Source organism: Candidatus Chryseobacterium colombiense (genome assembly GCA_029203185.1).
GTDB lineage: Bacteria > Bacteroidota > Bacteroidia > Flavobacteriales > Weeksellaceae > Chryseobacterium > Chryseobacterium colombiense.
This window is the reverse complement of sequence record CP119310.1, coordinates 2939403-2962709: the sequence shown is the minus strand read 5'-3', so window position 1 is coordinate 2962709 and position 23307 is coordinate 2939403. Positions and strand designations below refer to the sequence as shown.

The window sequence follows — 23307 nt, the reverse complement described above, 5'->3', positions numbered from 1 at the left end:
TTAAATTAAAAAATGGCAAAAAAAAGAAAATATATAAGTCAGAAAAACGATCATAAACTTATGGAAATCGGAAGATTGATCCTGCGTTTTATGAATGAAAATTCCACAAAAATCTATAATTACAAGCAGATTGCTGATGGAATAGATTATAAAAACCCAAGACAGAGAGAGCTTGTGGTTCAGGCTTTACACAAACTTCAGGCTTCGGAAAGAATTAAAGAAACTGAAAAAGGAAAATATATCATCAACCTTAATATAAAAGGAACTTTAACCGGAATTATTGATTTCAATCAGTCCGGAAATGCATACGTCAGTGTTGAAGGCCTGGATGATGATATTTTTATCCACTCCAAAAATGTGAAAGATGCATTACAGGGTGATAAAGTTTTAATTGTTACTTACACGTACAAAGGTAAAAAGCTTGAGGGATCTGTCCTGGAAGTGTTGGAAAGAACAAGAACTGAATTTGTAGGAACTTTGCAAGTAGTTCCCCACAAGGATTTCGGGTTTGTGGTTTGCGATAAAAAAACAATTAATACAGATATTTTTATACCGAAAGGAAAATTCGGAGGTGCTGAAGACGGCGATAAAGTAATCGTAAAGATGACAGAATGGAAGCCGGGAGATAAAAATCCGGAAGGTGAAATTATCAAGGTTTTGGGAGCTCCTGGAGAACATGAAACCGAGATCCACTCAATTCTTGCTGAATATGGTTTGCCTTACAGCTTCCCTGAAGAAGTAGAAAGAGATGCTGATAAAATTGACCGAAGCATCAATGATGAAGAGGTTGCCAAACGCTGGGATATGCGTGGAATTTGTACGTTCACGATCGACCCGAAAGATGCCAAAGATTTTGATGATGCTTTATCGATCAGGAAATTAGAAAACGGAAATTGGGAAATCGGAGTTCATATTGCAGATGTTTCGCATTACGTAATTCCGGGAACGATTCTGGATGATGAAGCGTATCAGAGAGCCACTTCGGTATATTTGGTAGACAGAGTTGTACCCATGCTTCCTGAAGTATTGAGTAATGATGTTTGTTCGCTTCGTCCGCATGAAGACAAATTTACTTTCTCTGCGGTTTTTGAATTGAATGATCATGCAGAAATCAAAAAACAATGGTTTGGAAGAACGGTGATTCATTCCGACAGAAGATTTACGTATGAAGAAGCGCAGGAAAGGATTGAAACAAAACAGGGAGATCTGCAGGAAGAAATCAATGTTCTGGACCGATTGGCAAAAATCATGCGTGCAGAACGTATCAGAAAAGGAGCCATTACTTTTGACAGAAGTGAAGTCCGATTCAATCTGGATGAAAACAATGAACCAGTTGGAGTTTATTTTAAAATAAGTAAAGATTCAAACCACCTGATTGAAGAATTTATGTTATTGGCCAATAAAAAAGTGTCAGAATTTATTTCTTTAAACAAAAAAGGTGATATTACTCAAAATACATTTATTTACAGAGTTCACGATGATCCGGATCCTGCAAAACTGGAATCTCTTAGAGATTTTGTTTCTACTTTCGGATATAAAATGGATTTGGCAAATACGAGAAAAGTTGCTGAATCTTTGAATAAATTATTGCATGATGTAAAAGGAAAAGGAGAAGAAAATATGATTGAAACACTGGCCATGCGAAGCATGAGTAAAGCGGTGTATTCTACGGAACCCATCGGTCACTACGGGCTTGGTTTTGATTATTATACCCACTTCACCTCTCCTATCCGTCGTTATCCTGATTTGATTGCCCATAGATTGCTTCAACATTATTTGGATGGCGGAAAATCTCCAAACAAAGCTGATCTTGAAGAAAAAGCTAAACACTGCAGTTCTATGGAAAGATTGGCAGCGGATGCAGAAAGAGATTCCATCAAATTCATGCAGGTGAAATTCATGGAAAAACACTTAGGAGAAACCTTTAATGGAGTGATTTCTGGCGTTGCGGAATTCGGTTTCTGGGTAGAAATTCCTGAAAACGGTGCAGAAGGTTTAATCAAACTAAGAGATTTAGTGGATGATTCTTATATGTATGATGCAAAAACACATGCAGTTTACGGAATGAAACATGGAAAAAAATATCAGTTGGGAGACAATGTTCAGATCAAAGTAGTGAAAGCAAACTTAATTCAGAAGCAGTTGGACTTTAAGATAGTTGAATAATTAAATCATAAAGTTTAAATTTGTATAAAATGAAATGGAAATTTAGTTTTCATTTTAAAAAGATACTGAATGTTTGAACTTATATTATCTGCTGTTGTATTAGGATTCATGTTGAGTCTGGTTTTTATAGGACCCATTTTTTTCCTTTTAATAGAAACCAGCTTTTCCAGAGGTCCTAAACATGCTTTAGCACTGGATTTAGGAGTGATCTCTGCAGACTTATTGTGCATTTTAGCAGCTTATTATGCGAGCGCAGATATTGTAACTTTAATTGATAAACATCCCGGTTTTTACAGAATTACATCTATTCTTATCTTTGTATATGGAATTGTAATGATGGTCACAAAAACCAAAATGCATATGCCCGGTGAAGAAAAAATCATTAATCAGAATTATTTTAAAACGTTTATTAATGGTTTTTTCTTCAATCTTTTAAATGTAGGAGTCATCCTTTTTTGGCTGGTAACGGTGATTTCGGTGAGAAATCAATATCCGGATACCGGCAATTTTATTTTATACATAGGAATTGTGATCGGGACTTACCTGTTCATCGATCTTATCAAAATATTTTTAGCTAAACAGTTCCATGATAAATTAACCCAGAAACTGGCGAATAAAATCAGAAGAATTGTAGGCGGAATTCTTATTATTTTCAGTTTCTTTATCTTTTTGCAGAGCTTCAAAAAATTCAATCAATTCGATAAACGATTGGAAGAAGCCGAGAAAACTGAAGTAAAATATCAAAAATCCAAATGACAAAAATGATCTTTCCAAAATCCCTTAAAAAAGGCGATAAAATAGCTGTAATTTCTCCTGCAGGAGCTGTAGATGCTTCCCAACTGGAAAAAGGAATTGAAATGATTAAAAGTAAAGGCTATGAACCTGTTTTAGGTGAACATCTTTACACCAAATTTTCAAACGGATATAATTATGCCGGAACAGAACAGGAAAGAATAAAAGATATCAATTGGGCTTTAAATGACAATGAAATAGCAGCAATTTGGGCTTCAAGAGGAGGATATGGTTGTCAGCATCTTATTCAGAATCTGAATATTAAAAACTTTACAAAAAAGCCGAAATGGTATATCGGGTATTCTGACAATACGGTGATCCAAAGCTATCTGTTGAAAAAAGGTTTTGCTTCTATTCATGGACAAACCATTAAAACTTCAAGTTTTGGAGTGACGGAAGAAAGCTATGAATTAATTTTTGATATTCTAAAAGGAAAAACTCCAAAATACAGCTTAAAATCCCATCAATTTAATAAGCAAGGAAGAATTGAAGGACAATTGGTTGGAGGAAATTTAGCGCTAATTTATGCCCTTTTAGGAACTAAATATTCTTTTGATTTTAAAGATAAAATTTTATTCATAGAAGATATAGGAGAAAACTTTTATGCACTAGACAGGATGATCATGAGTCTTGAATTAGCCGGAGTGTTCCATAAAATTTCAGGATTAGTTATTGGTGGAATGACCAATATGGGTGATGAAAAAGAGAATCAACAATATGAAGAAAGCTTTGATGAATTTGCTTATCAGTTGATTTCAAATAGAATTTCAAGGTATGATTTTCCAGTAGTTTTTGGTTTTCCAAATGGTCATATTAAAGATAATCGGCCTTTGATTATTGGTGGGAAGATGAAAATGAAGGTTGAGGATAAGGTTGAGGATAAGGTTAAGGTTGAGTTTTAAATGGGTTTCTTATTTCTTCGTACTCTAGGTATGTATGTAGTCTATTTTATATCTTTAATTAAAGGAGATAAATTAAGTCTAAGGGAAATTTGGAATAAAAGAGAAGAATACAATCTTGCTTTATATGGATCATTATTTTGGATCATTTTACTGATCATATGCTTTTGTATAATAGCTCATTGTATTAAAAATAATCTTATAATTTAATGGCGACTCACAACGATTTCGGAAAAAAAGCAGAAGATCTGTCTGTTGAATATTTACAGAAAAACGGCTATAAAATCTTAGTGAGAAATTTCAGGTTTCAAAGAGCTGAGATCGATATTATTGCTGAAAAAGATAATCTGATTGTTGTTGTGGAAGTAAAAGCAAGATCTACAGATGCTTTTATGCTGCCTCAGGAAGCAGTAACTAAAACCAAAATAAAATTAATCGTTTCTGCGGCGAATCATTACTTAGAAGAATTTAATAAAAATCAGGAGGTGAGATTTGATATTATTTCTGTTCTTCCCAATGACAAAGGAAACTTAAATATGGAGCATATTGAAGATGCTTTTGAAGCATTTGATGCCAACTAAAGTATCAAGTGTTTACGATCTAGAATCATACATTTTACAATAAAATGAAAACAATATTAGTAACCGGAGCGACTTCCGGAATAGGAAAATCTACAGCGGAGCTGCTTGCTAAACAAGGAAATCGAATTATCATTTGCGGAAGAAGATCTGAAGTTCTTGAATCATTAAAAGCAGAATTATCAGATTTCACCGAAATATTTAGTTTAAAATTTGATGTAAGGAATTTAGAAGAAGTCGAAACAGCGGTCAATTCACTTCCTGCAGAATGGAAAGATATTGATGTTCTGGTTAATAATGCAGGAAATGCACATGGTTTAGATCCTCTTTCGGCGGGAAAAACAGATGATTGGGATTCAATGATTGATGGGAATGTGAAAGGTCTTTTATATGTTTCCAAAATGATTATTCCGGGCATGAAAGAAAGAAATTCAGGGCATATTGTAAACATAAGCTCTGTAGCGGCGAGGCAAACGTATGCAAATGGAGTTGTATACTGTGCTACAAAAAAAGCGGTGGATGTAATTTCGGAAGGAATGAGAATCGAATTAACAGAATTCGGAATTAAAGTAACCAATATTCAACCGGGAGCTGTAGAAACAGATTTTTCTATGGTAAGATTTAAAGGAAACGGTGAAAAAGCGGCTACTGTATATGCAGGATATGAGCCTTTAAAAGCTGAAGATATAGCGGATTCTATTGCCTATTGTGTAAACGCTCCGAAACATGTGTGTATTTCGGATATGACGATCTATCCGACTGCTCAGGCAGAACCGAGAACGATTTACAGAAAGTAGTCTCAAAATAATGGTTTAAATTTGCAGAAATGTTTAGTAGTTAAATCGCTGAACAATCAAATTATTATACTGAAAAAATGAAAATTTTATATCTAGAAACTTCTTCGAAAAACTGCTCGGTAGCAATCTCAGACGACGAAAAACTTCTGTGCCTTACAGAGGAAGTTTCCGATAATTATAAGCAGTCTGAAAGTCTCCATACTTTTGTTGAGTGGGCTATGGAAGGAGCCGGAATTTCTGTGAAAGATATCGAAGCTGTTTCATTAGGAAAAGGTCCGGGTTCGTATACAGGATTAAGAATTGGTGCTTCTTCTGCAAAAGGCTTTTGTTATGGACTGAAAGTTCCATTGGTTGCTGTGAATTCTTTAGAAAGTATGATAGAGCCCTTTTTAGGTAAAAACTATGACTTTGTAATCCCTTTGATCGATGCGAGAAGAATGGAGGTTTATACGGCAGTTTATGATGGAAAAACAGGAGAAGAGATTTCTGAAACGGAAGCTAAAATTTTAGATGAACATTCTTTTGAAGAATTTAAAGACAAAAAAGTAATATTTGTAGGAGATGGCGCTAAAAAGGCAAAGGAAATTTTACAGCTTCCTAATGCTGAGTATAATGAAGACATCTACCCTTCTGCGCAATATTTAATTAAAAAGAGCCTTGAGAAAATCAATAAAAAAGAGTTTGAAGATATAGCTTACTTTGAACCTTTTTATCTTAAGGATTTTCATGGAGTAAAGAAAAAGAAAAGCGAAGATTAGTTTCTTCGCTTTTTTATTTTTATTGTGGTTTTGCAGGGACTGGACTCGTATTTGGAGGCTGCATTCCCGGCCGATTATTCAGCTTTTTTGCAGGTTTAGTATTTCCTTCATTCAATGTGCCTATTTGTTGAGGAGCATTGTCAGGCTGCTGAGGAGCCACATTATTATTCATTTTATTTTGTGGAACTGTATTCCCTTTGTTATCTGTAGGCTGGAACTTAATATCACTTTTTAAATAATTAAGCATTTCCTTTGCTTTGATTCCTTCAGGAGTTTTGGTATAGTTTAAGGCGATTTGCTCCAGTTGAAGAATCATCACCTCTTTTCCATTCGCTTTTCCTGAATTGAAAGCATTTAAAAGATACAATTTAGGAATCAATGCGTCTTTAGGATACTGCTGTATGGCTTGATCCAAAATAGCCTTACTCTCTGTAAATTTTTCAGCTTCGTAGAGGGCAAATGCTTCTTTATACTTGTTTTCTACATCTTCAGATGATTTTACGAAAGTATTGCTCTTAGGATTTCTTACAAATTCCGCATAAGAAGTATACGGATAATCAGTTAAAAGCTTTTGTTTTGCTCTTTCGGCTGCCTGTGGATTTTTTTCATAATTCATGGCAAAAATTTCGTACAGTGCCTGGAGCATTACTTTTTCTTCAGGTTTCACATCCACCAGATCGTATAGCGTTTTTGTAGCTAAAGGAGTATTGGTAAAATAATTCTGATACATGATTCCCAATCCTAGGGAAGCTGTATCTCTATCCTTTTTCAATTGGCTTATATCAGTTGGAATTTGTTCAATATAATAAGCCGTTTCAAAACGTCTTGGATTAGGTACTGAAGTGGTTCCTAACGCCTCATTTTTCATATCTTCAAGGGTGGCCATTTTCTTAGAATAACGCCAGTTATCAGCAAGAGCTCTGTCCCCCCATGTCTGCCTAAATGCTGATGTTCCTTTGCTTACAGTACCAGTATTGGCAAAATAAAAACCTTTAGCGGCAACTCCAAAATCTTCAAAAGAATTTGAGCTGTTGGCAAAAATAGAGGTAGAATTATAATCTCCTGTATCAAAACCTTTGTTTCTTTCGGCACGTCTTCTTTCCAGCTCTTCTTTTTCTTCTTTTGCTTTTATCTTAGCAATATATTTGGTAAAAAAGTCTGTTTTCTGCTCAGGACTCATTTTAGCTAAAGAAATGATACTGTCATTTTTCTTGATCAGATAGTAGTTTTTAGAGATTTTCTTGATGTAAGACGACTGATCCTGTAAAAGAATTTTTGAAGGCTGGTAAGTCATTACAGCTAATGCAGAATCATAATAAATTCCTGCTCCAATGTAATCGTTTTTATCTAAATACCCCTTTCCTATTTCATAATAAGTCAGTCCGCGAAGCTGTTGATCTGAAACTTTTTCCTTTAAAGATTTTCTGAAAAACTGTTGAGCTTCTTCTGTTTTTCCGGCTTTGTTTGCCATTAATCCTAAAGCATAATAAAATTCATTTTTTCTGGAAGCATATGTTCCTTTTTTACTGATGTCTTCAAGATATTTTCTGGCACCGCTGTAATCTCCTTTTCCATTGAAGGTTTTTGCTACGGCAATCTGAGATTTTACTTCAAATTCAAAGTCATTGGCATATTTATAGGCAGCTAAGAAACTCTCTCTTGCTTTTTCGTTTTGTCCCAGATTTTCTAATACCTGTCCTCTCAAATAAGCAATTCTGCTTTTCAGTTTTCTGTTGTTATTTACTTCATAAGCAAGGTCTAATTCTGTTACTGCTTCTTCCTTTCTTCCAGCATCCAATAAGGATTCTGCATGGAAAATAGTCAAAAGTTTCTTATAATCTTTATCAATTTTTTCATCCTTAAGTCTGGCAAAAATCTCATGGGCTTTATTATAGTTTTTCATCTGCGAATAAGCCAGACCTTGGTAAATATAAGCCAAAGGAATCCTTTTATCGCCTTTCATATTAGAAAAAACATAGTTCAAAGCATCCAGAGCTTCTAACGGTTTATTCTGATAGATTCTGGATTGTGCAAGAATCATATAAGCATCAAAAATGGCTTTGTTTTTCTCTTCGCCATTTTTAATTACTGAATATTTATTAACTGCCTTTAAAGCTTTTGCTTCAGAAATTTCTAATGCACTTGCTCCTTTCGGAGTGGCTTGATTAGGATCCTGAGGGTTTCCGGGTATCCCAGACCCAGACATTCCAGGTACTCCCGGAGACTTATTAGGTGACATTCTGCTGCCTTCTCCTCTCCCATTTACGCCTCCCATTTTCATGGAATTTTCAGCAAATGCGGCAGACTGGCCAAGATCACTTCCTAAAGGCTGATCTTCGTAGGTAAGAATAGGAATATAAGGAGCATAAAAATTATCTTTATGCGCTTTATCCCGGGTCTGAAACTCTGAATTTAGTGCATCTTTAGCATTAAAAAGAGTATTGTAGTATGTGGAAAAACCTTTTAAAAATTTGGATCGTTGTTCCGGCTTCTTGACTTTCATTCCGCAAGAAATTACGATACAGGATGTTAAAAGGAATAAAATTTTCTTTTTCATTATTCAATATAACTCGCTAATCTGCATTTTATTATCAGCAGATTTGATGATTTTGTAAAAATAATAAAATTTTATATTGAAACTCTTTATATTTCTTTCAAAATTTTGTAAACCAAATGGGTAGGAAGTCCCATAATTGTATAAAAGCTGCCATGTATCTTTTTAATTTTAGCCATTCCTAGCCATTCCTGGATTCCATAGCTTCCTGCTTTATCAAAAGGTCTGTAATTCTGAATATAATATTCTATTTCATCAGTTGTTAATTCATCGATTTCAACATCTGCAACATCAGTTTCAGTGATTGTATTATTTAAAGTTTTAATAGTAATTCCGGTATAAACCTGATGGGTTTTTCCTGAAAGTAACTCCAGCATTTTTCTGGCTTCCTCTTCATTTTGTGGCTTTCCAAGAAACTGATTATCAATGGCTACAACGGTATCCGCAGTCAGTAGAATTTCGTTTTCTTCCAGTTTTTGAAATGCATTTGATTTTAATTCAGACAGATAAGCTGCCGCCTCTCCTACTTTAATATGCTCAGGAACAATTTCCTCACAGTCAATTTTTACCACTTCAAAATCAAAACCTAAGTTTGATAAAAGCTCTTTCCTTCTTGGAGACTGTGATGCTAATAATATCTTCATTTTCAGCAATTAAATAGATTGGGTGTTATCGTCGTGCCATTTTCCCTGAACCTTCATTACCTGCTCAATGACGTCACGTACTGCTCCACTTCCACCTTTTATGGGAGAAATATAATCTGAAACAGCCTTCACTTCCGGAACAGCATTTTCTGGGCAGGCTGCAATAGAAGAATTTTCCATGATATGAATATCCGGTAAATCATCACCCATTGTTAAAATTTCCTCATTTTTAAGATGATATTTCTTTTTGAAATCTTCAAAATCTTCGAGTTTATTATGAGATTTCGGATAATAATCTTCAATACCTAAGTAATTGATTCTGTGTTTTACCATTTCATCATTTCCTCCTGTGATTACTCCTATTAAATAATTGTTTTTTAAGGCTTTTACGACTGCATATCCATCCAATACATTCATCACCCTGCACATATTTCCTCCGGGCATCAGATACACACTTCCGTCAGTGAAAACGCCGTCTACATCGAAGACAAATGCCTTAATATCTTTTAGTTTTTCTTTATAACTCATCGTATTATTAAGTTGTTGAATCGTTAAGTTGTTAAAATGTCCGGAAGCAAAATCGATTGATTAACTTCGCATTTCAACAATAACATTTCTATAAATTATACATTTTCTGAATGGAATGATTCATTGTTTTGTAAATCTCCAGACTTTCCCCATTTAGTAACTGTTCATGCAGTTCCAAGATTCTTTTATCGTTTCTTACCGCAGGACCGGTCTGTGCAGACTGAGGATCAATTTCATGAATTTTCTGTACTGTTTCATCAATTAGCGGCAAAAAATAATCAAATGGAATTTCCTGGGAATCCGAAACTTCCTTAGCCCTTGAGAAAAGATGATTCACAAAATTGCAGGCGAAAACTGCAGTTAGATGAATGTATTTTCTCTTTTCATGAGTACTTTCCATTACTTTCTTTGAAATCTTACAAGCCAGTTCAAACAAAAAATTCTTGTCTTCTTCATTTTCAGCCTCTACAAAAAACGGAATATTGGAATAGTCCAGTTCTTTAGATTTTGAAAACGTTTGTAAAGGATAAAGGCTTGATTTTCTGTATTCCCCTGCTAAAATTTCTTTTGGTAATGATCCTGAAGTATGAGTAACCAGACAATCTTTTTTGGTAATGATTTTAGAAACATCTTCCACAGAGTTATCACTGACACAAATAAGATATAAATCTGCATCTTCCAGATTTTCTGTTGAAAAAGGAACTTTTAATTCTTCAGAAATTTTCTTCAGTTCTGTTTCATTCCTGCCAAAAATCTGTGCCAATGGAATATTGTTCAACACAAAAGCTTTTGCCATATGGTAAGCTACATTTCCGGAACCGATGATTACAATTTGCATAAAACAAAGATAGGGTTTTAGGTTTAGTTTTTAAAAAAGAAGAGTTATAAACGGGATATATGATTTTAATATTCAATCTGTAAGCGAAATAAACCATAACTCTCTGATATTATTTTGATATTTGGACTAAAAATTGAATAAGTAATTTAACTTTTAGATATTTTTGTAATCCAAAACAATGAAAGCATCTTATGAAGATTAAGGACACGGAAATTATTTCGTTGATGCAAGATCCACGAACTCAGGAAAAAGGAGTTCGCGCTCTGATGGATGCTTATCAAAGTAGATTGTATTGGCACATAAGAAGAATTATTGTGGACGGAGATCTTGCTCAGGACACTTTGCAGGAAACTTTTATTAAAGCTTATCAGAATTTTCACCAGTTCAAAAACGATAGCCAATTGTATACTTGGCTGTACAGGATTGCTACCAACGAAGCATTACAGCAGGTAAATAAATTGAAGAAAATGCAGAAATCCGATGAAGATCCTGAATACCATATGCAGAATCTTATTGCCGACAATACGGAGGGAAGCGCAGAAGAAATACAAATATTACTACAGAACGCCATACAAAGCCTGCCCGAAAAGCAGAAACTGGTATTTATGATGCGGTATTATGATGATTTGCCTTACGAAGAAATATCTAAGATTGTAGATATGTCGGTAGGAACATTAAAAACAAATTATCATTATGCCAAACAAAAAATAGAAGAATATATTAAAGAAAATTACGAAAGATAATTTTTGAAAAAACGGAGATGAAAGACTTTGATCTAGAAAAATTAGAACGTAAAAACATTTATAAAGTCCCTGAAAATTTATTTGAAAATATTCAGGGTAAGGTTTTGAGCGGGTTCAATGATTTTGATCTCGAACAGATGGAACGCAAAAATATTTATACAATTTCTGAAAATATGTTTGCGGAGATTCAGGAGAATGTATTAAATAATGTGTTGCCTGCTAAAAAAGCACCCATCTTCAAATTAAATTGGGTTTATGCAGCAGCAGCGTCATTAGCATTGATTTTTGGGATGACTTTTGTTTTAAATAATAATGATTCAAAAGAAAAAGAGAATTCTCAGGCGACATATGCTATGAATAATCAGGAACCGAAAACAGAAAGTGAAATCGCTTATGAAACATTAAAATCTGATTTAAATTCCCTTGAAAATAATAATCAAATAATTGATAATCAAAATAATAAAAATTCTTATGTTCAGGACAGCGGCAACGGAGATGAAAAAACAAAACCTCAAACAGTAAAGCCTGTTTCGAAACATAATGAAACACAAATGAATGAGTATTTGGAATCATTTACCAATTCTGAAATATCAGAACTGGCAAGCAATTCAACTCAGGATGTTTATTTAGATTTATATAATTAAAAGAAAGGATGAAAAAGATATTATTTACACTTTTTATCATTTATAGTTTTGCCTTAAACGCACAAAGGACAGACTATGACTGGAAAAAAATGGATCCCAAAGAGAGGAAGGAGGTTATCAATAATCTTTCTCCCGAAGAAAGAAAAGCACTTCTTACGAAGTTCAGGAATAATATGGTGATGGAAAATCTGAATATTGACCCAAATGATAAAACAGAATTTACGGAGATTTATAATGAATATCTGGATAGCCAGAAGCAGATAAAGAGTCAGTTCAATTCCAATTTTAATCCTGAAACTTTATCTGATGAGGAAGCAAAAGCAAAGCTTCAGCAGAGTTTTGAAGTGGGACAGAAGCTGTTGGATAACAGAAAAAAGTATGCAGATAAAATGCAACAGGTAATTCCTTGCCAAAAAGTTTTGAAATTGTTTCAATCTGAGGGAATGATGAGAGATAAAATGAATGAAAGAAAACCTCATGGAAATGATAATAATTCAAGACCTAAGCAAACCCCATAATAGTTTATTTTTTTAATGTTGGACGACTCTCATAATTTATTTATGAGGGTCGTTTAATTTTTAATGGAATGCTTAGTTTTGCGGAAAATTTAAACTATGAAAAAAATCTTGCAGGCTTTTATGACTTGTTTTGTGATGATTTTGTTTGCCCAGAACAAAGAAGTAATTAAATTCAGAGGGAATATAACCAATAACAGTGAGGGGAGTGCTTATAAATTCCTTACTGTTCTTGATCAAAGGGAAGATAAATCTATCGGAACATTGCCTTTTGGGGAAAATAAAGAAATGAAAGAGGTTGTTTTTCCTACGACACCTTCTAATGATTTTGGAAGTTGGTACACAAAATCGAATTATCAGGGAGGAGGATTTGAATTTATCCTTATTTTAAAAAGACTGAAATTATCCGTAGGAGAAACTGTGGGGAAAAATACAGAAGGAAAAATTGATTTTTCGGCTCAAACATTTTTAAAAGATGGAGATCAGTATCATTTCTTATACAAAAAAGACACTATATTTTCCTTTAGCAATAAAGAAGTTTCAGAATTTATGGTCAAAAATATACCTGCAATCTATTCTATTTTTATTAAAAAATCATATGAAATCAAACCAACGGAAAAATCTGTTTCTTTTGATGATCTGAGGGATTATGAAACTTTTGCCAAAAGTAATTATGAGGTTTTTAAAGGTGATCAGCTAAAAGATGGTATTTATTTGGATCATCAGTCTTTTTTCAATCAGGTTCCGGAGCAGGGAAATTACGTTCTTGAAAGAAATGATAAAGGTGAAGTCACGAAAGCCATTAAAGAAGAAAACAGTAAAAAGAATAGGATTTCTGCTTTTAAAATGTTTGCTTATGTTGAAAATGGAAAAGCGTATAAAAAGACAATGTCCGGCTTTATAGAATTAAATAAAAATGAGAAGGGCTTTTATATCATAAGCAATAAGGGGTCGCTTTTTCCGGTTCAGTCAAATAGTACTTATGGAATGTTTGGTCTCATTGGAGGTATTGCTGGGGCAATTGAAGAAAACTCAAGGCAAAAGAAAATGCAGAAGATGGATAAAGAAGAAGTGTATATAGATTCTCTGACGGGAGAATATGATTTTCAAAATTCTGAAATTTAATAGGATGATAAAAAGAGAGATTTTTGAGTCTCTCTTTTTTATTTGGTTTCGGTAGAATAGGAGCAGGGAAAGTCTTTTTTGTTCGTCCCGCGGCTGTTATTTGGCTTATAAATTGATGCTAAAAGATTATTGTATTTTTAATCCTTGATGAACAAATCGATTCTAATTATTATTTTCTTTTTAAGCAGTTTTTCTTTTCTTAATGCGCAAGAAAAGAAAGATTCGCTCTATTACAAAATCGAAGAATTTTCTGATAAAAGAAAAGTAACCAAATTTTTCCATCGTTTCATATTTCGAAGAGAAGCAGATTCAGCTTCCGTCAGAACCACTACAGAAAAATTGGCGCAGGAAACTTATAATGGAAGACATATCAGAACGATCAGAATACAAACTATTGACCCATTTGGATATGGTTCTGAAGATAAAAAAGAGAAATCAAAATGGTACGATTGGTTTACCAATCATCTTCATGCCAATACGAAAGTTTCCACGGTCAATAATTACCTGCTTTTTAAAAAAGGAGAAGAATATAATGCTCAAAAAATCTATGAATCTGAGCGTTTACTTAGAACAATGCCTTTTATAAACAGGGTTAATATTAGCATTTCAGACAGTACTTCTTCTAAAGATTCTGTTGATGTTGTGGTAAAAGTTCTTGATTCCTGGAGTTTAAAGCCGAGGCTAAGTTATTCGGGAAGTAAGATTGGTTTGGGACTTACTGAAGAAAATGTTTTGGGATTGGGGCACGAATTTGATTTTCTTTATAGAAATGATTCCAAAGAAAAACAGAATTACTTGTTGGGAAGCTATACGGCATACAATCTTTTTGGTTCTTACATTAATGCCCAGATTTTGGGAGAACGTGATTTTTCTAAAAATGAAAGAATCAATTTTAATGTTACAAGAGATTTTTTCTCGCCATTAACGAAATGGGCAGGAGGTTTTAATTTCGAATATTTTATGCGGAATGTTTTGCTTCCGATAGAATCGGAGACTACTTTTCCTGAGGCCCAGATTAAAGTCTATAGTCAGGATTTGTGGGGTGGATATCAGATTCCTGTTTCATCAGATCCAAGTGAAAAAGTATCAAGTAATATTGCTTTAATAGGGCGTTTTCAGAATTATCAGTACAAAGACAGTCCTGAGGCAGACCAGTTTCAGTATTTCAGGTCTTACAGCAGTTTTTTGATGTCTGTTGGATATATTCAGCGAAAATTCTCGGTTCAGAAAAATATTTTCCAATATGATTTGCCTGAAGATATTGCCTATGGAAATTCAGTTAATATCACAGCAGGTGCTTTATCAAGGAGTAAAAATGTGATTCCTTATGCCGGAATTTCTGCTTCTTATGGCGATTTTACAAACATCGGATACTTTACTCTGAGAGCTCAGTTCGGGAGATTCTTTAATGAAGATAAACAAAATCGTGAGTCATTCCGCTTGGATGGAACTTATTTTACCAATCTTATGGACTGGAAGTTTGCTAAAGCCAGACATTTCTTTTCTCCGACTTTAGCATTGGGAAATCCGGAACATAATTATTCTTATAAAGACAGAATCAATCTTTCTTCAGGAGATGAGTTTCCCGTGTATACAGCCGATTATATCGGAACCAAGAAGCTCGTTTTAAGATATCAGCTTCAGCTTTTCATTAAAAAAACATGGAAGAATTTTCATTTCAGTCCGTATTTAACGGCGGCAGTAGGATGGTTGGGAATGCCGGATGAAAAATTATTGAAAACCACTATGAATACAAAAATAGGAGTGGGGGTTCTGATTAATAATCCTTTTCTGGTTTTCAACAGAATCCAGGTTTCTTTTATGTATTATCCGCGCGTTCCTTTTGATAATAATTCCGTTTTTGACTTTAACAGCAACCGAAATAATCTTTTGCCGATAAATTCTTTTGGAACGGATATTCCGCGTTTTGTGAATTTCGGAAATTAATTTTCACCCTATAAATTAAGGATAAGGAATTATCCTTAATTTATTATCTTTGCAAATTACATAGTTCTTAAATGAAAAACATACGAAATTTTTGCATAATCGCTCATATCGACCACGGTAAAAGTACTTTGGCGGATCGTCTTCTGGAGTATACGAATACGGTAACCCAGAGAGAATTACAGTCTCAGACGCTGGATGATATGGATTTGGAAAAAGAACGTGGGATTACGATTAAGTCTCACGCGATCCAGATGGATTATGAATACAAAGGCGAAAAATTTATATTAAATCTTATTGATACACCGGGACACGTTGACTTTTCCTACGAAGTTTCCCGTTCAATTGCGGCCTGTGAAGGTGCTCTTCTTATTGTAGATGCTGCGCAAAGTATTCAGGCTCAAACAATTAGTAATTTATATTTGGCGTTGGAAAATGATTTAACTATTATTCCGATTTTGAATAAAATTGACCTTCCTTCTGCAAATCCTGAAGAAGTAACGGATGAAATCATGAATTTGATCGGTTGCGAATATGAAGATGTATTGAGAGTTTCAGGAAAAACAGGTGAAGGTGTTCATCATTTGCTGGAGCAGATCGTTGAAAGAATTCCGGCTCCGGTTGGAGATCCGGATGCACCGCTTCAGGCCTTGATCTTTGATTCGGTTTATAACCCGTTCAGAGGAATTGAAGCTTATTTCAAAGTGGTAAACGGAAGTATTACAAAGAATGAAAAAATCAAATTCTTTGCAACAGGAAAAGAATATGGAGCTGATGAAGTAGGTACTTTGAAGCTGAAGCAGGTTCCAAAGAAAACGATTCAATGCGGAGATGTAGGATATTTGGTTTCAGGGATTAAAGATGCAAGAGAAGTAAAAGTAGGAGATACGATTACTTCATTTGAAAAGCCTGCCTCAGGACCGATTGATGGTTTTGAGGAAGTAAAGCCAATGGTATTTGCAGGAATTTATCCAATTGATTCTGAGGATTTTGAAGAATTAAGATTCTCTCTTGAAAAATTAAGACTGAATGATGCTTCTCTGGTTTTCGAACCGGAAAGTTCTGCAGCTCTTGGTTTCGGTTTCCGTTGCGGATTCCTGGGAATGCTTCACATGGAAATTGTTCAGGAACGTCTTGACAGAGAGTTTAATATGAACGTTATTACTACGGTACCGAACGTATCGTATTTCGGATATTCTAAAAAAGAGCCGGAAGTTCCAATTCTTATTAACAACCCGTCTGAAATGATGGATCCTTCTATTATGGACAGAGTAGAAGAACCTTTCATTAAAGCTTCTATCATCACAAAATCTGACTTTGTTGGTTCTGTAATGACACTTTGTATTGAAAAAAGAGGAGAAATTGTTAACCAGAGTTATTTAACTTCTGAAAGAGTTGAATTGGTTTTCAATATGCCTTTGGCTGAAGTTGTTTTTGATTTCTATGACAGACTGAAATCTATTTCTAAAGGATATGCATCATTTGACTATCATCCGATCGGCTTCAGAGCTTCTAAGCTTGTGAAAATGGATATCCTGATTAACGGAGATATGGTTGATGCACTTTCTTCATTAATTCACGATTCTAATGCATATTACATCGGTAAGAAGATGTGTGAAAAACTTCGTGAACTGATTCCGAGACAGCAATTTGATATTGCGGTTCAGGCAGCTTTAGGAACGAAAGTTATTGCAAGGGAAACGATTAAAGCGTTAAGAAAAGACGTTACTGCAAAATGTTACGGAGGGGATATTTCCAGAAAGAGAAAACTCTTGGAAAAGCAGAAAGAAGGGAAGAAGAAAATGAAACAGATTGGTAGAGTAGAAGTGCCGCAATCGGCGTTCATGGCTGTTTTGAAGCTTAATGATTAGTGAAAGAGCCAAGTAAAAAGGTAATAGATAAAAGTAAAAATCCGCAGATTATTTCTGCGGATTTTTTATTCAAACAATCTTTCACGTAGCTTTTTTACCATATTTTCATCAATAGACATTTCGAATTCTTTTGATTCCGTATTGGTAAACTTGATTTTTGCTTTTCTTTTTTCTCCTTTTTTAAAATATGGACAAGAATAAACCAGTATTTCATCAGGTTTTAATTCAAAATACGGAATTGCAGATGATCCCATTCCAACAAATCTATAATTACTATTTCTTATATATTGAAACTTATTATTATTTAAAATAAAAAGATCAACATTTTTAGCATCGGTAGGAATCTTTAAAACTTTATTAGATATATTTTTTATAAAAACTGGAAAAGCTTTGTATTTGTTTATTTTTTTTGTTTCAAGATTTTGTTTGTAAAGAGGAATTGTATCTTTTTCTCTGACAAAAATTGACAAATTCTCACTGTTCAAAGCATCGGATAAAGTTTCTGTAGTTTTGAGAATTTGAATCTTTTCTGCTCTGAAGAATGGTTTTTGTATAAGTTGAATAGAATCTTCAGACTTTTTTGCTGCTTCTGCATTTTCATCAATTTTCGCTGGAAGTAGTGGAGGTGGCAAAATATATTTGTAATATTTTACGTCAATACGAGGGCGGCTTTCACCAATATAAATCAATGATGTACCAAGATGAGTTAAATCCTCATTAAACTCTTGAAACTTCAGTTTCTCATCCTTCGGAAAATCCAAAACAATATCATCCGCAAAAGATTTGTCTTTTTTGCAACTGATAAGCAGTGAAGCGATAACGATATACAAAAGATATTTCATTCAATTTTTTTATTAAAAGTAAGAATTAAAATCTTAATTTTGTGTATTCATAACGCAAATTAATACAATGGAGTCTCCCAAAAAATTACAGGATATAAAAGTTGCCGTAGACGCGGTTATTTTCGGATATTTTGATAAAAAAGATCTTCAGCTTCTTTTGATAAAAAGGAATATTGAGCCCTTCAAAGGAGGTTGGGCACTTCCCGGAGGACTGGTTTTGGATGACGAAAATCTGGATGATGCTGTAAAAAGAGAATTATACGAAGAGGCAGGCATAAAGCCTGATTTTTTGGAACAACTCTATACTTTTGGGAATGTTGGGCGAGACCCTAGAAACAGAGTCGTTTCAATAGCTTATTTGGGGCTTGTAAATCCGTCTTATCATGAACTGTTTGCTGATTCTGATGCAGACGATGCACAATGGTTCAGTGTGAATCAGCTCCCAAAATTGGCTTTTGACCATCAAACTATCATTGATCTTGCCTTAAAAAGACTCCGTACCAAAATTCAATATCAGCCGATCGGATTCAACCTTCTTAATGAAGAATTTGCTTTTTCTGACCTGGAAAATCTTTATAAAACCATTATCGGAAAAGAAATTGACCGTCGAAATTTCCGTAAAAAAATTATGAGCTATGGATTGCTCAATGATACCAATACTTTAAAAAAAGAAGGTAGTGGAAGGCCCGGAAAGCTATTTACTTTTAACGAGGAAAAGTATAAGGAGCTTGAAGAGCAGGGGTTTTATTTTGAAATCAAATAAATTTAAAAACTTCACTAACATCGTTTTCTATCGCTGTCATTCTGAAAGTAGCGGAGCGGATTGAAGAATCCGTAAATTGTAGTAAGATTCTTCCTTCGTCAGAATGACAATCGCTTTTACTTTATAATTAAATTTTTAATACTGATAATCAGTTGATTAAATTATTTAGTGTAAAATTAACGCAAATAAATTTGGATAATAAATTCATAATCTTTTAAATTTGTGTAAAAATAACGCAATAATGAAATACACATTAAACAATACGATTGAAAAATATAATAAAAAAGAGAAACTAGAATTTCTGTTCTTCTGGGGACATACCATGAAAGATGAAATTACGAAAGCTTGTTTCAGTCAGTGGTTTCCTTTTGAATTTCAGGAAAATGGAATCATTTATAAAACTGCTGAACATTATATGATGGCCGGAAAAGCGAAATTATTTAATGATGATGAAGTTTTAGAACAAATTGTAAAAGCAGAAACTCCGAATCTGGCAAAAAGTCTGGGAAGAAAAGTAAAAAACTTTGATCCGAAAATCTGGGATGAGCACAAATATCAAATTGTAAGACAAGGAAATCTGTTGAAGTTTTCTCAAAATGAAAAGTTTAAAGAATTTTTGCTTTCAACAAATGATAAGATTCTGGTAGAAGCCAGTCCATACGATGCAATTTGGGGAATCGGAATGCTTGAAACCGATCCGAGAGCTCAAAATCCGTCACAATGGGAGGGTGAAAATCTTTTAGGATTTGCTTTAATGGAAGTAAGAGATGAATTAAGAAGGTAAAAACACACTAACACGACACAAAATATAAATTATGGAAAAGAAAGAATTACACCCACAGATTTTTATTATAGAGAATTTTTTGAATGATGAAGAATGTGATGAATATATAAAAAGAGCAGAGAAACAGACTTTCGAAGAGGCAAAAATAAATATGCACGGAAAACAGGTCATGAGCAAAGGAATAAGAAATAATGAAAGGCTTATGATATTTGATGAAAAGATGGCTGCAAATCTCTTTGAAAAGGCAAAAGAATTCTTACCGGAAAAAGCGGGAATATATAACCTGTCAGGTTTTAATGAAATGTTCAGGGTTTATAAATATTTGCCGGGGCAACTGTTCAGAATGCATAGAGATGGAAGCTATGAAAGAAATGAAAATGAAGTAAGCTTTTACACTTTTTTAATCTATCTGAATGATGATTTTGAAGGCGGAGAAACTGAATTTGAAAATCTGTTCACTGTACTCCCGAAGAAAGGATCTGCGTTAGTTTTTTACCATCCTTTGAGACACGAAGGAAAAACTTTAATCAGTGGTTTAAAGTACGTTTTGAGAACAGACGTTATGTACTCTAAAAACTAATTTAAGAAAAGTTAAAGCAAAACCATGCAGTTTTAAATTAGCGTAAAATTAACACAAATAAAAATGAATTATGGAAGACAATCTAAAGCCCAGATTCATCGGGTCATTACAGAGAAATAATGACCAGATTAGAGAGGACCGTGCCCGAATTATCGGAGAAGATGCAGCGCTGATTTACAGGCGGAGAGTAGAGGATATCGAACTGAAGATCAAAAGGCTGGAAAGAGAACAGGAAGGTTTAACAGACATCAGTCCTTTAGACAAAAACAGTTTGACTTTCGCTGATTTTCAGCCGGAAGCATTCGTTCAGAAAGACATAGAATTATCATTAATCATCAGAAATTTAAATATTCGATTAGAACTGACAAGAAAAAGATTTGAATATTTATTTGGCAAAAAAATTTAAGTTATGGGAGGTACAAGATATGACATGGACGCTCGTTTTGACAGAGCAAAGAAAGCAGGATATGCATCAAAATCTGCAGGTGAAATCTTCACGCAGAATGCAAAAAGAAAAGCACATGAATCGATGAATCCTTATGGTATTTCTTTCAGGGAATCAAGAGATTCTGAAGTTCATCCGAATTCGGTTCCTATTATTTTAGGATTGGATGTAACGGGAAGTATGGGACATATTCCTTATGATTTGATTCAGGAAGGTCTTCCCAAATTAATGGGTGGAATTATCCAGGGCGGAGTTCCTGATGCAGCGCTTTTATTTTTAGGAATCGGGGATCATGAATGCGACGGCTATCCATTACAGGTAGGTCAGTTTGAATCCGGAGACGAAGAACTGGATATGTGGCTGACAAGAACATATATCGAGTCAGGTGGTGGTGGAAATGCAGGAGAAAGTTACTTATTGGCTTGGTATTTTGCTGCTTTTCATACCAGAACTGATGCCTTTGAAAAGAGAAATCAGAAAGGATTATTATTCACAGTAGGCGACGAGTCTTGTCTGAAAACACTTCCTGCTTCTGCAATCAGAGAAATTATGGGAACAGGTCAACAGACTTTCAAGCATACTGAACTATTGGCGGAAGCTCAAAAGAAATATGAAGTTTTTCACATCAGTGTTTTACATTCCGGACAGGCAGTTAATGCGGACAAAGGATGGAAAGATCTGTTGGGACAAAACTGTTTATCTATTGAAGACTACAGAGACGTTCCAAAAGTGATCAAAGAGGTGGTTTGCGGAAGATTTAGAGATAGCTTTACGAAAACAACAGATTTGAAAGGATTAGATAATATTCAAATGTATTAAAATGAAAACGGCGCAAATAGTTATAGGCTTAGGATTTGGGGATGAAGGCAAAGGCATTACCACCGATTTTCTGGCTCGGCAACATCCTGAGTCTGTAGTTATTCGGTTTTCAGGAGGTCAACAGGCTGCGCATACGGTGATGATTGATGATCAAAAACACATTCATTCCAGCTTTGCGAGCGGTGCGCTGCGTGGTTTGCCTTCCTATTTTACGGAACATTGCACGATTCATCCGACATTTTTATTCAATGAAAGGGAAGAATTAATGCAAAAAAACGGAAATATTGAACTGATTATTCATCCTTTGGCAAAAGTTACCACGCCTTTTGATGTTTTATACAACAGAAAAAATGTTAAAAATTTAGAACATGGAACCTGTGGAAAGGGAGTCGGTGCAACGATGAAAAGAAATGAAGGTCCGTTTAAATTATTTGCCGTTGATTTAATGGGTCCAAGAACGATGTTGATTGAAAAATTAAAAGGAATTGCCAATTATTACGGCTTTGAAGAAGGTGAGGAAATCAATAATGCATTACAGGATTTTTTAGAAGCCATCGATAAAATGGATTGGAAAATAGAAGGGTATGATTATTTACAATCATTTAATCATTTAATTTTTGAAGGAAGTCAGGGAATTTTGCTGGATATGGATCATGGTGTTTTCCCCAATGTGACCTATGCCAATACAACTTCAAAAAATGCATATGAAGTCTGCAAACTACTGGAAATTGAACATATTGAAATGTTTTATGTGACCAGAAATTATTCAACCCGTCACGGGAGCGGATGGATGAGTAATGAAAAATCATTAGCATTGAAAAATAATGAAGAAGAAACCTGTACTTTTAATGAATTTCAAAAGGATTTGCGTTTTGGAGATCTGGATTATGAATTGTTGAATTATGCACTGAAAACAAATGAAGCCTATGTTGTTGGGCAAAAGAAAAATCTGGTGGTGACTTGTTTAGACCAGTTAGATGAAAATTTTAAACTAGAAAACCTTAAGGTGAAATTTGACGCGATTTTTGGATCTTATTCTCCATATTCAAAGGATTTTAGAAAAATTAATTGATATAAAGAGATTGATTAAATTTAAAAATAATTAAAACACAATTATCCTATCAATAGGAATGGGCTTTAGTCCATTTTCATAAAAAAAGTAAGTCCAAAGGCTTTAGCCAAAACTTAAAATATATATAAAGTTTTAAAAAGAAAATCTTTGTGGACTTTGCGTTAAAAAAATTAGAAATACTAAAAACACAACGATGAAAAAAATATACGTATCTGGGAATGGGAATTTATCTTGGGAAAATTTTCATCAGTTTTATATAGAACCCTTAAAAAGATTAAATCTTTCTGAGTGTGAATTTATTCTCGGAGATTTTTCAGGAACCGATACTTTAATGATGGAGTTTTTAAAGAATAAATCTGGAAATGTGACCGTTTTACATGTAGGAAAAAGACCAAGATATTTTGCCAATTCATTTCAGACAAAAGCAAAAAACTGGAAAATAATTGGAGGATTTAATTCTGATGATGAAAGAGATCTGTTCGGAATAGAACTTTGTACTCATTTTTTAGCCATCGATTTCAATAGCGATGAAAAAAGAAAGAGCGGAACTTTAAAAAATATTGAAAAGTGCTTAAGTTTAGGTAAAATTAAAATCAAGTAACCATG

At 34.1% G+C, this 23307-nt stretch carries 24 protein-coding genes; 19 read left to right on the top strand and 5 right to left on the bottom strand.

The genetic code is table 11. The features are described 5' to 3' along the window. Window positions 1-12 precede the first annotated feature (12 nt). The 6 genes from rnr to tsaB all read left to right on the top strand — a co-directional run bounded on the left by rnr (window position 13) and on the right by tsaB (window position 5990). Entirely contained in the window at window positions 13-2166 is a 2154-nt protein-coding gene (gene rnr, locus P0Y62_13335) for a ribonuclease R (protein WEK68827.1), read from the top strand. Between the two features lie 69 nt (window positions 2167-2235). Continuing rightward, on the top strand, window positions 2236-2922 hold the full coding sequence (locus P0Y62_13330; GenBank protein ID WEK68826.1) for a LysE family transporter: 687 nt from the start codon (window positions 2236-2238) through the stop codon (window positions 2920-2922). Further along, window positions 2919-3860: an LD-carboxypeptidase gene (locus P0Y62_13325; GenBank protein WEK68825.1), complete on the top strand. Its 942-nt coding sequence runs from the start codon at window positions 2919-2921 to the stop codon at window positions 3858-3860. Before P0Y62_13330 ends, P0Y62_13325 begins: the two co-directional genes overlap by 4 nt. A 206-nt stretch (window positions 3861-4066) precedes the next feature. Then, window positions 4067-4438 (top strand): YraN family protein, encoded by a 372-nt coding sequence (locus tag P0Y62_13320; GenBank protein ID WEK68824.1) that lies wholly within the window; start codon window positions 4067-4069, stop codon window positions 4436-4438. A 44-nt stretch (window positions 4439-4482) separates the two neighbouring features. Further along, the gene (locus P0Y62_13315; protein ID WEK68823.1) at window positions 4483-5232 is read left to right on the top strand and encodes an SDR family NAD(P)-dependent oxidoreductase; all 750 of its coding nucleotides are present in this window, start codon (window positions 4483-4485) and stop codon (window positions 5230-5232) included. Window positions 5233-5309: 77 nt separating this feature from the next. Next, a complete protein-coding gene (gene tsaB / locus P0Y62_13310; protein WEK68822.1) occupies window positions 5310-5990 on the top strand; it encodes a tRNA (adenosine(37)-N6)-threonylcarbamoyltransferase complex dimerization subunit type 1 TsaB in 681 nt (226 codons plus the stop codon). Window positions 5991-6009: 19 nt separating this feature from the next. Here the strand turns inward: tsaB and P0Y62_13305 are convergent, their stop codons facing one another. The 4 genes from P0Y62_13305 to P0Y62_13290 all read right to left on the bottom strand — a co-directional run bounded on the left by P0Y62_13305 (window position 6010) and on the right by P0Y62_13290 (window position 10554). Further along, the gene (locus tag P0Y62_13305; GenBank protein ID WEK68821.1) at window positions 6010-8547 is read right to left on the bottom strand and encodes a tetratricopeptide repeat protein; all 2538 of its coding nucleotides are present in this window, start codon (window positions 8545-8547) and stop codon (window positions 6010-6012) included. Between the two features lie 86 nt (window positions 8548-8633). Continuing rightward, window positions 8634-9188 (bottom strand): Maf family nucleotide pyrophosphatase, encoded by a 555-nt coding sequence (locus tag P0Y62_13300; protein ID WEK68820.1) that lies wholly within the window; start codon window positions 9186-9188, stop codon window positions 8634-8636. 9 nt (window positions 9189-9197) lie between these two features. Next, window positions 9198-9716: an HAD hydrolase family protein gene (locus tag P0Y62_13295; GenBank protein WEK68819.1), complete on the bottom strand. Its 519-nt coding sequence runs from the start codon at window positions 9714-9716 to the stop codon at window positions 9198-9200. 88 nt (window positions 9717-9804) lie between these two features. Beyond that, window positions 9805-10554 carry a DUF2520 domain-containing protein gene (locus P0Y62_13290; protein WEK68818.1) on the bottom strand — a complete coding sequence of 250 codons (750 nt, stop codon included), beginning with the start codon at window positions 10552-10554 and terminating at the stop codon, window positions 9805-9807. A gap of 191 nt (window positions 10555-10745) precedes the next feature. On the opposite strand from P0Y62_13290, the gene P0Y62_13285 reads away from it, so the two are divergent. From P0Y62_13285 to lepA, 6 genes are all read left to right on the top strand, one after another. Next, complete coding sequence (locus P0Y62_13285) at window positions 10746-11297, top strand: sigma-70 family RNA polymerase sigma factor (GenBank protein WEK68817.1); 552 nt, start codon at window positions 10746-10748, stop codon at window positions 11295-11297. Between the two features lie 17 nt (window positions 11298-11314). Beyond that, complete coding sequence (locus P0Y62_13280; GenBank protein WEK68816.1) at window positions 11315-11941, top strand: hypothetical protein; 627 nt, start codon at window positions 11315-11317, stop codon at window positions 11939-11941. An 8-nt stretch (window positions 11942-11949) separates the two neighbouring features. Then, window positions 11950-12459, top strand: coding sequence for a hypothetical protein (locus P0Y62_13275; GenBank protein ID WEK68815.1), 510 nt, complete (start codon window positions 11950-11952; stop codon window positions 12457-12459). A gap of 96 nt (window positions 12460-12555) precedes the next feature. After that, window positions 12556-13581: a hypothetical protein gene (locus P0Y62_13270; GenBank protein ID WEK68814.1), complete on the top strand. Its 1026-nt coding sequence runs from the start codon at window positions 12556-12558 to the stop codon at window positions 13579-13581. A 147-nt stretch (window positions 13582-13728) separates the two neighbouring features. Beyond that, window positions 13729-15528, top strand: coding sequence for a hypothetical protein (locus P0Y62_13265; GenBank protein WEK68813.1), 1800 nt, complete (start codon window positions 13729-13731; stop codon window positions 15526-15528). Between the two features lie 71 nt (window positions 15529-15599). Continuing rightward, window positions 15600-17396, top strand: a complete 1797-nt coding sequence (gene lepA / locus P0Y62_13260) for a translation elongation factor 4 (GenBank protein WEK68812.1) — start codon at window positions 15600-15602, stop codon at window positions 17394-17396. 65 nt (window positions 17397-17461) lie between these two features. Here the strand turns inward: lepA and P0Y62_13255 are convergent, their stop codons facing one another. Then, window positions 17462-18238: a hypothetical protein gene (locus P0Y62_13255; protein WEK68811.1), complete on the bottom strand. Its 777-nt coding sequence runs from the start codon at window positions 18236-18238 to the stop codon at window positions 17462-17464. A gap of 67 nt (window positions 18239-18305) precedes the next feature. Here P0Y62_13255 and P0Y62_13250 point away from each other — a divergent pair, with 67 nt between their 5' ends. The 7 genes from P0Y62_13250 to P0Y62_13220 all read left to right on the top strand — a co-directional run bounded on the left by P0Y62_13250 (window position 18306) and on the right by P0Y62_13220 (window position 23302). After that, window positions 18306-19001, top strand: coding sequence for an NUDIX domain-containing protein (locus P0Y62_13250; protein ID WEK68810.1), 696 nt, complete (start codon window positions 18306-18308; stop codon window positions 18999-19001). A 241-nt stretch (window positions 19002-19242) separates the two neighbouring features. After that, window positions 19243-19785, top strand: a complete 543-nt coding sequence (locus P0Y62_13245) for an NADAR family protein (protein WEK68809.1) — start codon at window positions 19243-19245, stop codon at window positions 19783-19785. 31 nt (window positions 19786-19816) lie between these two features. Continuing rightward, a complete protein-coding gene (locus P0Y62_13240) occupies window positions 19817-20365 on the top strand; it encodes a 2OG-Fe(II) oxygenase (GenBank protein ID WEK68808.1) in 549 nt (182 codons plus the stop codon). Between the two features lie 70 nt (window positions 20366-20435). Continuing rightward, window positions 20436-20771 carry a hypothetical protein gene (locus P0Y62_13235; protein ID WEK68807.1) on the top strand — a complete coding sequence of 112 codons (336 nt, stop codon included), beginning with the start codon at window positions 20436-20438 and terminating at the stop codon, window positions 20769-20771. A 3-nt stretch (window positions 20772-20774) separates the two neighbouring features. Next, entirely contained in the window at window positions 20775-21629 is an 855-nt protein-coding gene (locus P0Y62_13230) for a hypothetical protein (GenBank protein ID WEK68806.1), read from the top strand. Window position 21630: 1 nt separating this feature from the next. Continuing rightward, window positions 21631-22701: an adenylosuccinate synthetase gene (locus P0Y62_13225; protein WEK68805.1), complete on the top strand. Its 1071-nt coding sequence runs from the start codon at window positions 21631-21633 to the stop codon at window positions 22699-22701. 193 nt (window positions 22702-22894) lie between these two features. Continuing rightward, window positions 22895-23302 (top strand): hypothetical protein, encoded by a 408-nt coding sequence (locus P0Y62_13220; GenBank protein ID WEK68804.1) that lies wholly within the window; start codon window positions 22895-22897, stop codon window positions 23300-23302. The last annotated feature ends 5 nt before the right edge of the window (window positions 23303-23307 follow it).

Coding starts and splice junctions, on each gene's coding strand:
- rnr (WEK68827.1), top strand. CDS start 13: ATGGCAAAAAAAAGAAAATATATAAGTCAGAAAAACGATCATAAACTT.
- P0Y62_13330 (WEK68826.1), top strand. CDS start 2,236: ATGTTTGAACTTATATTATCTGCTGTTGTATTAGGATTCATGTTGAGT.
- P0Y62_13325 (WEK68825.1), top strand. CDS start 2,919: ATGACAAAAATGATCTTTCCAAAATCCCTTAAAAAAGGCGATAAAATA.
- P0Y62_13320 (WEK68824.1), top strand. CDS start 4,067: ATGGCGACTCACAACGATTTCGGAAAAAAAGCAGAAGATCTGTCTGTT.
- P0Y62_13315 (WEK68823.1), top strand. CDS start 4,483: ATGAAAACAATATTAGTAACCGGAGCGACTTCCGGAATAGGAAAATCT.
- tsaB (WEK68822.1), top strand. CDS start 5,310: ATGAAAATTTTATATCTAGAAACTTCTTCGAAAAACTGCTCGGTAGCA.
- P0Y62_13305 (WEK68821.1), bottom strand. CDS start 8,547: ATGAAAAAGAAAATTTTATTCCTTTTAACATCCTGTATCGTAATTTCT.
- P0Y62_13300 (WEK68820.1), bottom strand. CDS start 9,188: ATGAAGATATTATTAGCATCACAGTCTCCAAGAAGGAAAGAGCTTTTA.
- P0Y62_13295 (WEK68819.1), bottom strand. CDS start 9,716: ATGAGTTATAAAGAAAAACTAAAAGATATTAAGGCATTTGTCTTCGAT.
- P0Y62_13290 (WEK68818.1), bottom strand. CDS start 10,554: ATGCAAATTGTAATCATCGGTTCCGGAAATGTAGCTTACCATATGGCA.
- P0Y62_13285 (WEK68817.1), top strand. CDS start 10,746: ATGAAGATTAAGGACACGGAAATTATTTCGTTGATGCAAGATCCACGA.
- P0Y62_13280 (WEK68816.1), top strand. CDS start 11,315: ATGAAAGACTTTGATCTAGAAAAATTAGAACGTAAAAACATTTATAAA.
- P0Y62_13275 (WEK68815.1), top strand. CDS start 11,950: ATGAAAAAGATATTATTTACACTTTTTATCATTTATAGTTTTGCCTTA.
- P0Y62_13270 (WEK68814.1), top strand. CDS start 12,556: ATGAAAAAAATCTTGCAGGCTTTTATGACTTGTTTTGTGATGATTTTG.
- P0Y62_13265 (WEK68813.1), top strand. CDS start 13,729: ATGAACAAATCGATTCTAATTATTATTTTCTTTTTAAGCAGTTTTTCT.
- lepA (WEK68812.1), top strand. CDS start 15,600: ATGAAAAACATACGAAATTTTTGCATAATCGCTCATATCGACCACGGT.
- P0Y62_13255 (WEK68811.1), bottom strand. CDS start 18,238: ATGAAATATCTTTTGTATATCGTTATCGCTTCACTGCTTATCAGTTGC.
- P0Y62_13250 (WEK68810.1), top strand. CDS start 18,306: ATGGAGTCTCCCAAAAAATTACAGGATATAAAAGTTGCCGTAGACGCG.
- P0Y62_13245 (WEK68809.1), top strand. CDS start 19,243: ATGAAATACACATTAAACAATACGATTGAAAAATATAATAAAAAAGAG.
- P0Y62_13240 (WEK68808.1), top strand. CDS start 19,817: ATGGAAAAGAAAGAATTACACCCACAGATTTTTATTATAGAGAATTTT.
- P0Y62_13235 (WEK68807.1), top strand. CDS start 20,436: ATGGAAGACAATCTAAAGCCCAGATTCATCGGGTCATTACAGAGAAAT.
- P0Y62_13230 (WEK68806.1), top strand. CDS start 20,775: ATGGGAGGTACAAGATATGACATGGACGCTCGTTTTGACAGAGCAAAG.
- P0Y62_13225 (WEK68805.1), top strand. CDS start 21,631: ATGAAAACGGCGCAAATAGTTATAGGCTTAGGATTTGGGGATGAAGGC.
- P0Y62_13220 (WEK68804.1), top strand. CDS start 22,895: ATGAAAAAAATATACGTATCTGGGAATGGGAATTTATCTTGGGAAAAT.